10 protein-coding genes are annotated in these 16,131 nt (G+C 58.8%); 7 read left to right on the forward strand and 3 right to left on the reverse strand.

Going from position 1 to position 16,131, the window contains the following annotated elements; all coding sequences use genetic code 11:
* Positions 1-2: 2 nt before the first annotated feature.
* Genes M2433_RS11025 through ecpA form a run of 3 tightly spaced genes read right to left on the reverse strand, consistent with a single transcriptional unit; the run spans position 3 to position 3,862 of the window.
* Positions 3-2,495, reverse strand: a complete 2,493-nt coding sequence (locus M2433_RS11025; protein WP_429054380.1) for a TcfC E-set like domain-containing protein — start codon at positions 2,493-2,495, stop codon at positions 3-5.
* Positions 2,496-2,551: 56 nt separating this feature from the next.
* Positions 2,552-3,226, reverse strand: a complete 675-nt coding sequence (locus tag M2433_RS11030) for a hypothetical protein (RefSeq protein ID WP_429054378.1) — start codon at positions 3,224-3,226, stop codon at positions 2,552-2,554.
* Between the two features lie 51 nt (positions 3,227-3,277).
* Positions 3,278-3,862 carry a common pilus major fimbrillin subunit EcpA gene (gene ecpA / locus M2433_RS11035; RefSeq protein WP_023336292.1) on the reverse strand — a complete coding sequence of 195 codons (585 nt, stop codon included), beginning with the start codon at positions 3,860-3,862 and terminating at the stop codon, positions 3,278-3,280.
* 713 nt (positions 3,863-4,575) lie between these two features.
* On the opposite strand from ecpA, the gene M2433_RS11040 reads away from it, so the two are divergent.
* The 7 genes from M2433_RS11040 (at position 4,576) to M2433_RS11070 (ending at position 15,980) form a co-directional block, all read left to right on the forward strand.
* Positions 4,576-5,778, forward strand: a complete 1,203-nt coding sequence (locus M2433_RS11040) for an MdtA/MuxA family multidrug efflux RND transporter periplasmic adaptor subunit (RefSeq protein WP_429054377.1) — start codon at positions 4,576-4,578, stop codon at positions 5,776-5,778.
* Positions 5,778-8,900, forward strand: a complete 3,123-nt coding sequence (locus M2433_RS11045; RefSeq protein WP_429054376.1) for an MdtB/MuxB family multidrug efflux RND transporter permease subunit — start codon at positions 5,778-5,780, stop codon at positions 8,898-8,900. Before M2433_RS11040 ends, M2433_RS11045 begins: the two co-directional genes overlap by 1 nt.
* Complete coding sequence (gene mdtC / locus M2433_RS11050) at positions 8,901-11,978, forward strand: multidrug efflux RND transporter permease subunit MdtC (protein ID WP_429054375.1); 3,078 nt, start codon at positions 8,901-8,903, stop codon at positions 11,976-11,978.
* Positions 11,979-13,394, forward strand: a complete 1,416-nt coding sequence (locus tag M2433_RS11055; RefSeq protein ID WP_429054373.1) for an MFS transporter — start codon at positions 11,979-11,981, stop codon at positions 13,392-13,394.
* Positions 13,391-14,794, forward strand: coding sequence for a two-component system sensor histidine kinase BaeS (baeS, locus tag M2433_RS11060; protein ID WP_429054372.1), 1,404 nt, complete (start codon positions 13,391-13,393; stop codon positions 14,792-14,794). The genes M2433_RS11055 and baeS overlap by 4 nt, the downstream gene beginning before the upstream one ends.
* Positions 14,791-15,513: a two-component system response regulator BaeR gene (gene baeR, locus M2433_RS11065; RefSeq protein WP_429054370.1), complete on the forward strand. Its 723-nt coding sequence runs from the start codon at positions 14,791-14,793 to the stop codon at positions 15,511-15,513. The genes baeS and baeR overlap by 4 nt, the downstream gene beginning before the upstream one ends.
* Positions 15,514-15,647: 134 nt before the next feature.
* Positions 15,648-15,980 carry a YegP family protein gene (locus M2433_RS11070; RefSeq protein ID WP_047346508.1) on the forward strand — a complete coding sequence of 111 codons (333 nt, stop codon included), beginning with the start codon at positions 15,648-15,650 and terminating at the stop codon, positions 15,978-15,980.
* Positions 15,981-16,131 lie beyond the last annotated feature (151 nt).

Here is a 16,131-nt window from a genome sequence, read left to right on the forward strand (position 1 = left end):
CATTATCTCTGCGCCATAGTCGATTGCAGTGCGCATTGCACGTCCCCAACCCACGCTGCGCCGCGGGCTTTTTCCAGATCTAAATCGGCTTCGCAGATGTTGCCATTCGCCGAAACAAGGGTAATGACGGGGAATGTCTTATCGATATCAATCGCGAACTCACCTTTCTCATCGGTGCGCGTTTTACCGATGTGGTTATGAATATCGGTATTGACCGCGAGCTGTCCGTTCGGATAGCGCACGCGCCCGAAGACGGTGACCATGCTTTTCACTTCCGGCGCCACAACGCCAACGTTGCCCGGATAGAGGTTCAGCGACTGCTTACGCCCGGAGACGATATCGAAGCTGTCCTCGGAGTTGCGGTCGTTCATGATCTCCAGCTTGTACTGGGCGTACGGCGGCAGCGCGATAAAGCTCGATTTGCCGCTCAGGACGTACTGGCGGTTATTAATTTTTGCCGCCAGCTTGCCGTCCCCTGCCAGCCCGGTTTTCACGATGATGCCGGAACGCTGGCGCTCTTTGCTGAGGCCGAAATCGCCCCCCGCCCAGGCAACCGAACCCTGGGATGAGAAGTTCAGGTTGGTGGCGTTATCCGCCGATCGGGTAACGGAGACCGTGCCGGCGTTGTATTGGGTGGCGTAACTCATGTTGCCGTTCACGGAATAATCGTTTCCGTAGTTCTGCTCGCCACTCAGGCGGGTGGAGGCCGCGATCCCCGCCGAGGTAATTGGCCCGTCTTCAAACTGCTTGCGGGCGCTGATGTTGCCCTGCGTTGCACCGTAACGATCCCGCGATGCTCCGACGCTTAGCCAGGAGGCCAGCGGCAGCGAGAAGTCGAGGCTGACGTAACGCTCCTGACGACCGTCGTCATTTCGGTTGTTGTAGTAATAGCGCTGCACCCCGGCGCGCAGGCCGACGGTGGCGTAACGCCCGGCGTACAGCGTGGTGCTGTAATCCAGGTTGCGATATGTGTTGCCCGAGTAGCGGTTTTCCGTCTGGCTCACCGCCAGCGATCCCCCGTGCGGTATAAAGCGCCCGAGGTTAATCGTACCGCCAATGGAGTAGTTATCGCGTTCCTGCACCGGTAAACGGTCGCCGATTTTGCTGTCCTCGCGTGACGCCCACACCGAGCCAAACCCGCCGGGAGCGTTGAGGCTTACGCTGCTGACGTTGCGCCAGGTGCCGTCGTTTGCCACCAGCGTTTGAGTGCCCACGCTCACGTATTCATTAACGTTTAGGGTCAGGTCGGTTTCGTTCACGGCGTTGGAATCAAAACCGTACAGCGTGGACTTCACGTTCAGGCCGGAGAGGAGCGCCAGCGTCAGAGAGGCCGCGCCGCCGGCAATCCAGGTCTGCTCGCTGCCGGCATTGTGGTAGTGATTGCGCTTGTAGCTTACGCGATCGTAATCCAGCGATCCGCCGAACACCTGCCATGAGAGCTGGTCCAGCCCGGCGGCCTGCTGGCGCGCGAAGATCTTATTCACGCGGCTGACGCGGGTGTTCACCGTGCGACCATTCACCACGATATCCACCGTCACGTCGTACACACCGTAGGGAAAACGGCTGGTGTCAATTTCGTAGCTGCCCATGTTGAAGTTCTGCACGCTCAGCAGGCGCCCGTCGCGGAAGACGTGGACTTCCCCGGCCGCCGGAAGAAAGACCGTAATGGGAGTCAGCGACAGGGCGGTATTTTCCACCACTGTGCTGCCTTTGTTGCCGTAGCTGGCACCGTAGATTTTTCCGCCGTTCAGCGCGTTCAGGCTGGCAATGGACTGCACGTTCCACGTGTCCAGCATCCCCAGCGCCAGGCGATAGCCCTCGTAGTCGCGCTCGTACATCGCGCGATACACCTTGCTCGAACTGTTGCTCTGGCCAATACCGTATACCGAACCGTTAATATTGAAGTGATGCTCCCGAAGCGACAGGGTGTTATCCAGCGTTAAATAGCTGCGCGCGCTGCTGCCGTTCTGATAGTCGTTGTAATAGGTGCCGAAATTGTAATTGAGCACGTTAGAGAGCCTGTCCACGCTGGACGGGCCTAATAAGGTACTGCGCGCCACGACCGCCTCGGTCAGCGCGTCCCGGCTGACGATCATCTCCAGGTGAAACGACGACACGTTCAGCTGCAGGCGGGCTTCCGGCGTCAGGGCAATCGCAGTGTTATCGACAAACGTAGCGTCAGCGATTTTTTCCACCATGGCGCGGGTTTTATCCGACAGCACCGCGTTATTTGGCAGGTCGGAAACCATAATCGACTTCACGGTAATATTCCCGTCGACCAGAGAGATCACCGCGTCCGCAATTTTCTGCTGACTCTTTTCGTCCGTTTCCCGATAGCGAATAAATACCGGAACCGTCATTCCCTGCTCCAGCGAACGGGCAAACGCGCCAGGAATAACGTATTTCCCGATCTTCACTGGCGCAGAATGTGCAAAGCCTGGTGTTAACGCTAACGAGAGAAATACACTTCCCCCAACGAGATATTTAAATGACATACGCATCCTTACACATCGGCATTTTAATTTTTGGTACCGGTAATGGCGTTATGCTTTTACTTCACTGTAATAAATTGCTTGCCGTGCCAGATGCCAATACGGGTACGGCTGTTCGACACATCGCTTTTTTGCAGCCTTATTTTTGTGCCCGGCATAACGTAGTAACGCTCGCGGCAGCCCCTGCCCTGATCCTGCGCCTTGTCCTTGCAGGCGCCGTAGGCGATCACGCGGAAGGAAACATTGCCGGTATTGGTGATCAGGTCGTCCTGACGGCTGTAGTCGAAGCGCTCCTTGCGCGGGGCAATCACCAGAATGGTGCCAATTTCCGCCGAGGCCGTGGCCGTCGCGGCCTTACCGGCTTTGGTTGTGGCGCTTTCACTGATCGGCTCATCTATCCACTGCAGGCGGTAATAGCGCTCTTTATCATCCTCCGGCCCTTTATAGAAAAAGCGGAAAACGTCTTTTGCCTCGCCTGGAAGAATAAGGCTGGCGGGCGTCGACAATAATTCACCGGGATTAACGTTCAGCTCTACGCCGCCGGGCAGCGGAGAGGAGAGTTGTTTTACCGTCACGCTTACGTAGCGCGCTGAATCCGTCGTGTTGATAATTTCTTTCGATAATGAACTCGCTTCGGAAGTCATTATCGACGTGATATCACCCACATTAATTGCCCAGCTGGAAAAGGATGTGGCAACCCCTACCAACATGGCTATTGGCACATATTTAGTCATTACTTATTTCCTGAGAAAATTCGGGAGAGTGACTCCCCCGAATTTTATTCATTACGCAGGCGTGGTCCAGGTCGCGTTGAACTGTACTTTCACATCGCCAGTCCAGTAGCCGTCAGGCAGCGCTGAGTAATCTGTTACCGGAGTCGTACCGTCAGAGGTTGCAGAGGAGATGGAGAACTTGAAGCTGGACTGATCGCTCACGCGCTCAGCACCGTTATAAGCACCATCCGCCATCAGGCTTTCGAGACCAGAGGTTGAAGAGGAGTTAACCAGTACGGTCTCAGACGCGCTGGAAAGCGCATTGCCGTTCCATGCCACACCCACGTCCAGCGTAGACGCATCGCCGCTTGCGTTGGTCAGCGTATTGCTGATGACCTGTGCAGTCAGCTCGAAATCTGTCGCACTTTCTTGTCCCTGAATGGTTACATCAAAAGCGCCGTCCTGAGTGTTAAACCCGTTCAGACCTTCCGCATACTGGAAAGTCAGAGAGTTCAGCGGAGTAACAACCAGCATGCTGGTCGTATCTTTTGTAGCAGTAGCATCCCATGACGCTGTAGCAGATGCAGTCACATCAGCCATTGCATTTGCTGCTGCGAATACAGAAACCAGAGAGGCCACCAGTAATAACTTTTTCATTTTTTTCTCCTGAGAACAAACGCGCAACCAGGCACTCTTTATATAAGAACCAGGATGCTCCATTTAATTGCGAGCGAGATTTGCCGCGCCAAAAAAGTATTATTCGAAATAACCTTCCTCACAACACTATAAAATACGAAAAACCTTAATGTTTCTAAGAATTTTCTTATCAATAATCGGCTGGTAACGCCAAATAATAATATTAAATTCCAATAAACAGGTGTTTAATGGTTTTTAATTTTATATTTAACACAAATTAAGGATTTTAAATCTATTTTGCTTTTTTGATACAAATCAAAATAGAAAAAGAATGCGAAAAAGCCAAAAAGCATTGTGAATCAATAAACTATTGAACATGACTCACAATAAAAATATTTGTTAAATTTTTGCTAAAAATATGCATCAATTTAGTGAGTGCGGGAAAATTCCTATGCCACATTAATAATGACAGGAATATTCCTGGTCTATTAATTAATAAAAAAATGCTGAACAGAGGATTGTATTTTTCATTAGAACGGAGTAACTTCGGAATATTCCACGTATAAAGAATATTCCTGGATTAAACAGAATCCGCGGAGCGCCACGCAACGAAGCCGCACCGGCACCATTCAGACCATTCCTGACAGTCTTCCATATTTCCTCCATTTTTCCGCTGCGTCGCCTGACTAAACTAGTATCATTCCCCGAAGTATTCAGGATGAGAACGTATAACGATGAAAGGCAGTCATAAATCCCGCTGGGCAATCGCCGCTGGCATCATTGTGGTGGCCCTTGCCGCCGCCTGGTACTGGCACAGTCAATCCGCGAACTCCGCAGCACCCGCCAGTGCCACCGGCCAGCCGCAGCGCCCGGCAGGTGGAGGGCGACACGGTATGCGTGGCGGCGCGCTGGCGCCGGTCCAGGCGGCGACGGCGGTCAATAAAGCCGTTCCACGCTACCTTACCGGTCTCGGAACCATCACCGCCGCCAACACCGTGACGGTGCGCAGCCGCGTCGACGGCCAGCTGATGGCTATTCACTTCCAGGAAGGCCAGCAGGTCAAAGCGGGCGATCTGTTGGCGGAAATCGATCCAAGCCAGTTTAAGGTCGCCCTCGCCCAGGCGCAGGGACAGCTTGCGAAAGACAAAGCCACGCTCGCCAATGCCCGGCGCGATTTAGCACGCTACCAGCAGCTGGTGAAAACCAACCTCGTTTCTCGTCAGGAGCTGGACACGCAGCAGTCGCTGGTCAGCGAAACGCAGGGCACCATCAAAGCCGACGAAGCCGCCGTGGCCAGCGCCCAGCTGCAGCTGGACTGGAGCCGCATCACCGCGCCGATTGACGGCCGCGTTGGCCTCAAGCAGGTTGATATCGGCAACCAGATCTCGAGCGGCGACACTACGGGCATCGTGGTGATCACCCAGACCCACCCGATCGATTTAGTCTTTACCCTGCCGGAAAGCGACATTGCGACGGTAGTGCAGGCGCAAAAAGCCGGTAACGGCCTGGTGGTGGAAGCCTGGGACCGCACCAACAAGGAGAAACTGAGCGAGGGGTCCCTGCTCAGTCTGGATAACCAGATCGACACCACCACCGGCACCATCAAGCTGAAGGCGCGCTTTAATAACCAGGACGATGCCCTCTTCCCGAACCAGTTCGTCAACGCGCGAATGCTGGTCGCGACCGAAGAGAACGCGGTGGTGATCCCCACCGCCGCGCTGCAGATGGGTAACGAAGGCAACTTCGTCTGGGTGCTGAACAGCGACAATAAGGTCAGCAAGCACCTGGTGAAAACCGGGATTCAGGACAGCCAGACGGTAGTGATCGCCGCCGGCCTTTCCGCAGGCGACCGCGTGGTCACTGACGGCATCGACCGTCTGACCGAAGGGGCCAAAGTGGAAGTGGTTGAACCGGCGAAACAGGGAGCGACCTCCTGATGCAGGTTATGCCGCCAGGCTCTACAGGTGGGCCGTCACGCCTGTTTATCCTCCGCCCTGTCGCCACCACGCTGCTGATGGTGGCGATCCTGCTCGCCGGGATTATCGGCTATCGCTTCCTGCCCGTGTCGGCGCTGCCTGAGGTGGATTATCCAACCATTCAGGTGGTGACGCTTTATCCCGGTGCCAGCCCGGACGTAGTGACCTCCGCCATCACCGCCCCGCTGGAGCGCCAGTTCGGCCAGATGTCGGGACTAAAGCAGATGTCTTCCCAGAGTTCCGGCGGAGCATCCGTCGTGACGCTGCAGTTCCAACTTACGCTGTCGCTGGACGTCGCCGAGCAGGAGGTTCAGGCCGCGATTAACGCCGCCACCAACCTGCTGCCGTCTGACCTGCCTAACCCGCCGGTCTACAGCAAGGTGAACCCGGCGGATCCGCCGATAATGACGCTTGCCGTCACCTCCTCCGCCATGCCGATGACCCAGGTCGAAGACATGGTCGAAACGCGCGTGGCGCAGAAGATTTCTCAGGTCTCCGGCGTCGGCCTCGTCACCCTGGCGGGCGGACAACGCCCGGCCGTTCGCGTCAAGCTTAACGCGCAGGCGATTGCCGCGCTGGGTCTGACCAGCGAAACCATCCGCAGCGCCATCAGCAATGCCAACGTCAACTCGGCAAAAGGCTCGCTGGACGGCCCGACCCGCGCGGTCACACTTTCCGCCAACGACCAGATGCAGTCCGCCGATGAATACCGCCAGCTGATTATCGCGTATCAGAACGGCGCCCCGGTGCGTCTGGGCGATGTGGCGACCGTGGAGCAAGGTGCGGAAAACAGCTGGCTAGGGGCCTGGGCCAACAGGCAGCAGGCGATCGTCATGAACGTGCAGCGCCAGCCGGGTGCCAACATCATCGAAACCGCCGACAGCATCCGCGCCATGCTGCCGCAGCTGATTGAAAGCCTGCCGAAATCGGTCAGCGTGAAGGTGCTTTCCGACCGCACCACCAACATTCGCGCGTCGGTCACCGACACCCAGTTTGAGCTGATGCTGGCGATTGCGCTGGTGGTCATGATCATTTACCTGTTCCTGCGCAACGTTCCGGCGACCATTATTCCCGCCGTCGCCGTACCGCTCTCGCTGGTCGGCACGTTTGCCGTCATGGTGTTCCTCGATTTCTCGATCAACAACCTGACGCTGATGGCGCTCACTATCGCCACCGGGTTCGTGGTGGATGACGCCATCGTCGTTATCGAGAACATCTCGCGCTATATCGAGAAAGGCGAAAAACCGCTGGCGGCCGCGCTGAAAGGCGCGGGCGAGATCGGCTTTACCATTATCTCGCTGACCTTCTCGCTGATTGCGGTGCTGATCCCGCTGCTGTTTATGGGCGATATCGTCGGGCGTCTCTTCCGCGAGTTTGCCGTCACGCTGGCCGTCGCCATTTTGATCTCCGCCGTGGTGTCGCTGACCCTGACGCCGATGATGTGCGCCCGCATGCTGAGCCACGAGTCACTGCGCAAGCAAAACCGCTTCTCCCGCGCCTCCGAGCGCATGTTCGAACGGATTATTGCCGCCTACGGTCGCGTGCTGGCGAAAGTCCTCAACCACCCGTGGGCGACGCTCGGCGTGGCGCTCGGCACGCTGGCGCTCAGCGTGATGCTGTGGATTTTCATTCCGAAAGGCTTCTTCCCGATCCAGGACAACGGCATTATTCAGGGCACGCTTCAGGCCCCGCAGTCGGTCTCCTTCGCCAACATGGCCCAGCGCCAGCAGCAGGTGTCTGAAATCATCATGAAGGATCCGGCAGTGGAAAGCCTCACCTCCTACGTGGGGGTAGATGGTACTAACCCGTCGCTCAATAGCGCGCGCCTGCAGATCAACCTCAAGCCGCTGGATGAGCGCGACGATCGCGTCAACGCCGTGATTGAACGTCTGCAAAGCGCCGTCGCCCGCGTGCCGGGCGTGGAGCTTTACCTGCAGCCGATTCAGGATTTGACCATCGATACCCAGGTCAGCCGCACGCAGTACCAGTTCACGCTGCAGGCCACCACGCTGGATGCCCTCAGCACCTGGGTACCGCAGCTGGTGAATAAGCTTAACACTCTGCCGCAGCTCTCCGACGTCAGCAGCGACTGGCAGGACAAAGGCCTGGCGGCGTATGTGAACGTCAACCGCGACGCCGCCAGCCGTCTGGGCATTACCATGGCGGACGTGGACAACGCCCTGTATAACGCGTTCGGGCAGCGTCTGATCTCCACCATCTACACCCAGGCGAACCAGTATCGCGTGGTGCTGGAGCACAACACCGAGAACACCCCCGGCCTGGCGGGACTGGACTCGGTGCGCCTGACCAGCAAAGACGGCGGTATTGTGCCGCTGAGCGCTATCGCGACGGTGGAGGAGCGCTATACCCCGCTGTCGATAAACCATCTGGATCAGTTCCCGTCCACCACCATCTCCTTCAACGTGCCGGACAATTATTCTCTCGGCGAAGCGGTGGAGGCCATTCAGGCCGCTGAAAAAGCGGTAAGCTTCCCGTCCGATATTCAGACCCAGTTCCAGGGCAGCACGCTGGCGTTTCAGGCCGCGCTGGGCAACACCATCTGGCTGATTGTCGCAGCCGTCGTGGCGATGTACATCGTGCTCGGCGTGCTGTACGAAAGCTTTATCCACCCGATCACCATCCTCTCCACCCTGCCGACGGCGGGCGTCGGGGCGCTGCTGGCGCTGATGCTGGCGGGCAGCGAGCTGGACGTCATTGCCATCATCGGCATCATCCTGCTTATCGGGATCGTGAAGAAAAACGCCATCATGATGATCGACTTCGCCCTGGCCGCAGAGCGCGAGCAGGGCATGTCGCCGCGCGATGCCATCTTCCAGGCCTGCCTGCTGCGTTTTCGTCCGATCCTGATGACCACGCTGGCGGCCCTGCTGGGCGCGCTGCCGCTGATGCTCAGCACCGGCGTCGGCGCGGAGCTGCGTCGTCCGCTGGGTATCGGCATGGTCGGCGGTCTGCTGGTGAGCCAGGTGCTGACGCTGTTCACCACGCCGGTGATTTATCTGCTGTTTGACCGCCTGGCGCTGTGGGCCAAAAGCCGCTTCCCGAAACGTGAAGAGGAGGCATAAGTGAAGTTTTTCGCCCTCTTCATTTATCGCCCGGTGGCGACGATATTAATTTCGCTCGCCATTACCCTCTGCGGCGTGCTGGGCTTCCGGCTGCTGCCGGTGGCACCCCTGCCGCAGGTGGATTTCCCGGTGATCATGGTCAGCGCCTCGCTGCCGGGTGCCTCACCGGAAACCATGGCCTCGTCCGTTGCCACGCCGCTGGAGCGCTCGCTCGGGCGAATTGCGGGGGTCAACGAGATGACCTCCAGCAGCTCGCTCGGCAGCACGCGCATCATTCTGGAGTTCAGCTTCGACCGGGATATTAACGGCGCGGCGCGGGACGTGCAGGCCGCCATCAACGCCGCGCAAAGCCTGCTCCCGAGCGGGATGCCGAGCCGCCCAACCTACCGCAAGGCCAACCCGTCCGATGCGCCGATCATGATTTTAACGCTGACCTCGGACACCTACTCGCAGGGGCAGCTGTACGACTTTGCGTCCACCCAGCTGGCACAGACCATTTCACAAATTAACGGCGTCGGTGACGTGAGCGTCGGCGGGAGCTCCCTGCCCGCCGTGCGCGTGGGGTTAAACCCGCAGGCGCTGTTCAACCAGGGCGTATCGCTGGACGACGTGCGCTCCGCCATCAGCAACGCCAACGTGCGCAAACCGCAGGGGGCGATTGAAGACAACAGCCACCGCTGGCAGATCCACACCAACGACGAGCTGAAAACCGCGGCGGAATATCAGCCGCTCATTATTCACTACAACAACGGCGCGGCGGTGCGCTTAAGCGACGTTGCCAGCGTCACCGACTCGGTGCAGGACGTGCGCAACGCCGGGATGACCAACGCCAAACCGGCGATTTTGCTGATGATCCGCAAGCTCCCGGAAGCCAACATTATCGAGACGGTGAACGGCATTCGCGCCCGCCTCCCGGATCTGCAGCAGACCATCCCGGCGGCGATCGATCTGCAAATTGCCCAGGATCGCTCCCCGACCATCCGGGCCTCGCTGGAAGAGGTGGAGCAGACGCTGATTATCTCCGTCGCGCTGGTGATCCTGGTGGTGTTCCTGTTCCTGCGCTCCGGCCGGGCAACGCTGATCCCGGCGGTGGCCGTGCCGGTATCGCTGATCGGTACCTTCGCCGCCATGTATCTGTGCGGGTTTAGCCTCAACAACCTGTCGCTGATGGCCCTGACGATTGCGACGGGCTTCGTGGTGGATGATGCCATCGTGGTGCTGGAAAACATTTCCCGCCACCTGGAAGCCGGCGTGAAGCCGCTGCAGGCCGCGCTCCAGGGTACGCGCGAGGTGGGCTTTACGGTGCTCTCGATGAGCCTGTCGCTGGTAGCGGTGTTCCTGCCGCTGCTGCTGATGGGCGGGCTGCCGGGCCGTCTGCTGCGGGAATTTGCCGTCACGCTGTCGGTGGCCATCGGCATTTCGCTGGTTATTTCCTTAACGCTCACGCCGATGATGTGCGGCTGGATGCTCAAGCGCAGCAAGCCGCACTCGCAGCCGCGCCGTAAGGGCTTTGGCCGTTTCCTGATGGCGATGCAGGAGGGCTACGGGAAATCGCTGAAGTGGGTGCTGAACCATACCCGGCTTGTCGGCCTGGTGCTGATCGGCACCATCGTGCTCAACGTCTGGATGTATATCACCATCCCGAAAACCTTCTTCCCGGAGCAGGATACCGGCGTGCTAATGGGCGGTATTCAGGCGGACCAGAGCATTTCCTTCCAGGCGATGCGCGGCAAGCTGCAGGACTTTATGAAGATCATTCGTGAAGACAAAGCCGTGGATAACGTGACCGGCTTTACCGGCGGGTCACGCGTTAACAGCGGGATGATGTTTATTACCCTGAAACCGCGCGGCGAGCGCAACGAAACGGCGCAGCAGGTGATTGACCGCCTGCGGGTGAAGCTCGCCAAAGAGCCGGGCGCTAACCTGTTTTTGATGGCCGTTCAGGATATCCGCGTCGGTGGGCGCCAGGCGAACGCCAGCTACCAGTACACCCTGCTTTCTGATGATTTAGCCGCCCTGCGCGAGTGGGAGCCGAAGATCCGCAAGGCGCTGGCCGCCCTGCCGGAGCTGGCGGACGTGAACTCCGATCAGCAGGACAACGGCGCCGAGATGGCCCTGACCTACGACCGCGAAACCATGTCGCGTCTGGGCATTAACGTTGAAGCCGCCAACAGCCTGCTGAACAACGCTTTCGGCCAGCGCGAGATTTCCACCATCTATCAGCCGATGAACCAGTATAAGGTGGTGATGGAAGTTGACCCGCGCTATACCCAGGACATCAGCGCCCTGGACAAGATGTTTGTGATCAACAATGACGGCAAGGCGATACCGCTCTCTTACTTTGCCAGCTGGCAACCGGCCAACGCGCCGCTGTCGGTAAACCATCAGGGGCTGTCGGCGGCGTCGACCATCTCCTTCAACCTGCCCGCCGGTTCGTCACTTTCGGAGGCCAGCGACGCAATCAACCGCGCAATGACGCAGCTTGGCGTGCCGTCCACCGTGCGCGGCAGCTTTGCCGGCACCGCGCAGGTGTTCCAGGAGACGATGAACTCGCAGGTAATTTTGATTCTGGCCGCCATTGCCACGGTTTATATTGTGCTTGGCGTCCTGTATGAGAGCTACGTGCATCCGCTGACTATCCTCTCGACCCTGCCGTCGGCGGGCGTGGGGGCACTGCTGGCGCTGGAGCTGTTCGGCGCGCCGTTCAGCCTTATCGCGCTTATCGGGATTATGCTATTAATCGGTATTGTGAAGAAAAACGCCATCATGATGGTCGACTTCGCGCTGGACGCCCAGCGCAACGGCAACCTGTCGCCGGAAGAGGCGATCTTCCAGGCCTGCCTGCTGCGTTTTCGTCCGATCATGATGACCACCCTGGCGGCGCTGTTTGGCGCGCTGCCGCTGGTGATCTCCGGCGGCGACGGCTCTGAGCTGCGTCAGCCGCTGGGGATCACCATTGTCGGCGGCCTGGTGATGAGCCAGCTGCTGACGCTGTACACTACGCCGGTTGTCTATCTGTTCTTTGACCGCCTGCGGCTGCGCTTTTCGCGTAAAAACAGAACCACGGTGACCGGGTAAATGACTGAGCTTCCCAGCAGCGTTCGCTGGCAATTATGGATAGTCGCCTTCGGCTTTTTTATGCAGTCGCTGGATACGACCATCGTCAACACCGCCCTCCCCTCGATGGCGAAAAGCCTGGGGGAGAGCCCGCTGCATATGCATATGGTGATTGTCTCCTACGTGCTGACGGTGGCCGTGATGCTGCCTGCCAGCGGCTGGCTGGCCGATAAAGTCGGGGTGCGGAATATCTTCTTCACCGCCATCGTGCTGTTTACCACCGGCTCGCTGTTTTGCGCCCAGGCCCATACTCTCGACCAGCTGGTGATGGCGCGCGTGCTGCAGGGCGTTGGCGGGGCGATGATGGTGCCCGTCGGGCGGTTAACGGTAATGAAGATTGTCCCGCGCGAGCAGTACATGGCGGCGATGACCTTTGTGACCCTGCCCGGCCAGGTGGGGCCGCTGCTGGGCCCGGCGCTGGGCGGGGTGCTGGTGGAGTACGCCTCCTGGCACTGGATTTTCTTAATTAACCTGCCGGTGGGCATCATCGGCGCGATCGCCACGCTGACCCTGATGCCGAACTACAAAATGCAGACGCGTCGCTTCGATCTGTTTGGCTTTATCCTGCTGGCGGCGGGGATGGCAACGCTCACCCTCGCGCTCGACGGGCAAAAGGGGCTGGGGATTTCGTCCCTGACGCTGGGTATTCTGGTCGCCCTCGGCCTCACCGCCATTTTGTGGTACCTCTGGCACGCCAGAGGAAACGACAAGGCGCTGTTCAGCCTGAGCTTGTTTAACAACCCCACCTACCGTCTTGGCCTGTTCGGCAGCTTCGCCGGACGCGTCGGCAGCGGCATGCTGCCGTTTATGACGCCCGTGTTCCTGCAAATTGGCATGGGTTTCTCGCCGTTTCACGCGGGCCTGATGATGATCCCAATGGTGCTCGGCAGCATGGGCATGAAGCGCATCGTGGTGCAGGTGGTTAACCGCTTTGGCTATCGTCACGTGCTGGTGGCCGCCACGCTGGGGCTGGCGCTGGTCAGCCTGCTGTTTATGGCCGTGGCGCTGATGGGCTGGTACTACGCCCTGCCGCTGGTGCTGTTCTGCCAGGGGATCGTCAACTCCATGCGCTTCTCGTCGATGAACACCCTGACGCTGAAAGATCTGCCGGACGAGCTGGCGAGCAGCGGCAACAGCCTGCTGTCGATGGTTATGCAGCTCTCTATGAGCGTGGGCGTCACGATTGCCGGCCTGCTGCTCGGCATGTACGGTCAGCACCACCTCAGCGTCGACACGCCGGTGGCGCATCAGGTCTTTTTATATACCTATCTCAGCATGGCGGTCATTATCGCCCTGCCCGCTTTCATCTTCGCCAGAGTGCCGGATGATACCAGCAAGAACGTCGTGATTAGGCGCGGCAAAAGGAGTGGCTCATGAAATTCTGGCGTCCGGGGATTACCGGCAAGCTCTTTGTGGCAATATTTGCCACCTGTATCGTTCTGCTGGTTACCATGCACTGGGCGGTGCGAATCAGCTTTGAGCGCGGGTTTATTGATTACATCAAGCACGGCAACGAGCAGCGCCTGCAGGGGCTGAGCGATGCGCTGGGCGAACAGTACGCCCAGCACGGCAACTGGCGTTTTCTGCGCAACAATGACCGGTTCGTTTTCCAGATCCTGCGCTCGCTGGAGCACGATGCAGGTGACGATCGTCCGGGCCCGGGTATGCCGCCGCACGGCTGGCGCACCCAGTTCTGGGTGATCGACCAGGACATGCGCACGCTGGTTGGCCCGCGCGCGCCGGTACCGCCGGACGGCACCCGCCGTGCGATCAAGGTCAACAACGCGACCGTTGGCTGGGTTATCGCCTCCCCGGTGGAGCGGCTGACGCGCAACACCGACATTAACTTTGACCGCCAGCAGCGCCGGACAAGCTGGCTGATTGTCGCCCTTTCCACCCTGCTTGCCGCGCTCGCCACCCTCCCGCTGGCGCGCGGCCTGCTCGCGCCGGTAAAGCGGCTGGTGGAAGGTACGCACAAGCTGGCCGCCGGGGATTTCACCACCCGCGTCGATACCCGCAGCCAGGACGAACTGGGCAAGCTGGCGCAGGACTTTAACCAGCTCGCCAGCACGCTGGAGAAGAACCAGCAGATGCGCCGCGACTTTATGGCCGATATCTCCCACGAGCTGCGCACGCCGCTGGCGGTGCTGCGCGGCGAGCTGGAAGCCATTCAGGACGGCGTGCGCCAGTTTACGCCCGAATCGGTCGCTTCCCTGCAGGCGGAAGTGGGCACGCTCACCAAGCTGGTGGACGATCTCCACCAGCTCTCCATGTCGGATGAAGGCGCGCTGGCTTACCAGAAGGCGCCTATTGACGTGATTAACGTGCTTGAAGTTGCGAGCGGCGCCTTCCGGGAGCGTTTTGCCAGCCGTAACCTGAAAATCGACCTCTCCCTGCCGGACAGCGCGGTGGTGTTTGGCGACAAGGACCGTCTGATGCAGCTCTTCAACAACCTGCTGGAAAACAGCCTGCGCTATACCGACAGCGGCGGCGGGCTGCATATCTCCGGCAAACAGGAAAACGGACGCTTCGCCCTCACCTTTGCGGATTCCGCCCCCGGCGTGCAGGATGCGCAGCTGGAAAAACTGTTTGAACGGTTTTACCGCACCGAAGGCTCCCGTAACCGCGCCAGCGGCGGTTCCGGTCTGGGGCTGGCGATTTGCGTTAACATCGTCGAGGCGCATAATGGCACCCTCCGCGCCGCCCATTCGCCTTTTGGCGGGGTTAGCATTACAGTAGAGTTACCGCTGGAACGGGATTTATCGAGAGAAGTATGACTGAGTTACCGATTGACGAAAACACACCGCGCATTTTGATTGTCGAAGACGAACCCAAGCTTGGACAGCTGCTTATCGACTACTTGCGCGCGGCCAGCTATGCCCCGTCACTGATAAGCCACGGCGACCAGGTGCTGCCCTACGTGCGCCAGACGCCGCCGGATCTGATCCTGCTGGATCTGATGCTGCCCGGTACCGACGGCCTGACCCTGTGCCGGGAAATTCGTCGCTTCTCCGACGTGCCGATCGTCATGGTCACCGCCAAAATCGAAGAAATTGATCGCCTGCTGGGGCTCGAAATTGGCGCGGACGATTACATCTGCAAACCCTACAGCCCGCGTGAAGTGGTCGCCCGCGTGAAAACCATTCTGCGCCGCTGCAAACCGCAGCGCGAGCTTCAGGTGCTGGACGCGGAGAGCCCGCTGATCGTCGATGAAAGCCGTTTCCAGGCAAGCTGGCGCAGCAAGCTGCTGGATCTCACTCCCGCCGAGTTTCGCCTGCTGAAAACCCTCTCCCACGAGCCGGGGAAAGTATTCTCCCGCGAGCAGCTGCTGAACCGCCTGTATGACGATTACCGCGTCGTGACCGACCGCACCATCGACAGCCATATCAAAAACCTGCGCCGCAAGCTGGAGGCGCTGGACGCCGATCAGTCTTTTATTCGCGCGGTGTATGGCGTGGGATATCGATGGGAAGCGGATGCGTGCAGGATAGTGTGACGTTTCATCTCTGAAACCCGCCTCTGGCGGGTTTTTCTTTTCTGGAATCCATCCAGGAATCAACCATACTCTTTTTACCGGTTCGCTTACTGATAACTGGTGCTGATAATTTTACTTTCGATCAAGGAGTTCCTATGTCTGGTTGGTTCGAATTAAGTAAAAGCAGTGATGGTCAGTTCAGGTTTGTGCTGAAGGCTGGAAACGGGGAGATCGTTCTGACCAGCGAGCTTTACACGAGCAAAAGTGCCGCCGAAAACGGCATTGCTTCCGTACGCACGAACAGCCCCCTGGACGAGCGCTATGAGAAGAAAACGGCCTCTAACGGTAAGTTCCATTTCAATCTCAAGGCGGGCAATCATCAGGTCATTGGCAGCAGCCAGCTGTATGCGACGGAACAGTCGCGTGATAAGGGTATTGCCTCGGTCAAAACTAACGGTTCTGCCCAGACGGTAAAAGACAACACCTGACAGCACGACGCGCGCCGGGTGAGCGGTGACGCGACCCGGCGCTTTACCTCCCAGCCCCGCAGCGCTACAATGCCCGCCCTTAAAGTGGGGGATCTCCCCTTACCGCTGCACCAGGTGCACGCGGATCTGACCTGTCATCAGAACGAGAACA

Origin of the sequence: Enterobacter sp. AC1 (assembly GCF_050434705.1) — a bacterium.
GTDB lineage: Bacteria > Pseudomonadota > Gammaproteobacteria > Enterobacterales > Enterobacteriaceae > Enterobacter > Enterobacter cloacae_L.

Excerpts from the sequence above, each read along its gene's own strand:
- M2433_RS11025 (WP_429054380.1), bottom strand. The coding sequence starts at position 2,495 with ATGTCATTTAAATATCTCGTTGGGGGAAGTGTATTTCTCTCGTTAGCG.
- M2433_RS11030 (WP_429054378.1), bottom strand. The coding sequence starts at position 3,226 with ATGACTAAATATGTGCCAATAGCCATGTTGGTAGGGGTTGCCACATCC.
- ecpA (WP_023336292.1), bottom strand. The coding sequence starts at position 3,862 with ATGAAAAAGTTATTACTGGTGGCCTCTCTGGTTTCTGTATTCGCAGCA.
- M2433_RS11040 (WP_429054377.1), top strand. The coding sequence starts at position 4,576 with ATGAAAGGCAGTCATAAATCCCGCTGGGCAATCGCCGCTGGCATCATT.
- M2433_RS11045 (WP_429054376.1), top strand. The coding sequence starts at position 5,778 with ATGCAGGTTATGCCGCCAGGCTCTACAGGTGGGCCGTCACGCCTGTTT.
- M2433_RS11055 (WP_429054373.1), top strand. The coding sequence starts at position 11,979 with ATGACTGAGCTTCCCAGCAGCGTTCGCTGGCAATTATGGATAGTCGCC.
- baeS (WP_429054372.1), top strand. The coding sequence starts at position 13,391 with ATGAAATTCTGGCGTCCGGGGATTACCGGCAAGCTCTTTGTGGCAATA.
- baeR (WP_429054370.1), top strand. The coding sequence starts at position 14,791 with ATGACTGAGTTACCGATTGACGAAAACACACCGCGCATTTTGATTGTC.
- M2433_RS11070 (WP_047346508.1), top strand. The coding sequence starts at position 15,648 with ATGTCTGGTTGGTTCGAATTAAGTAAAAGCAGTGATGGTCAGTTCAGG.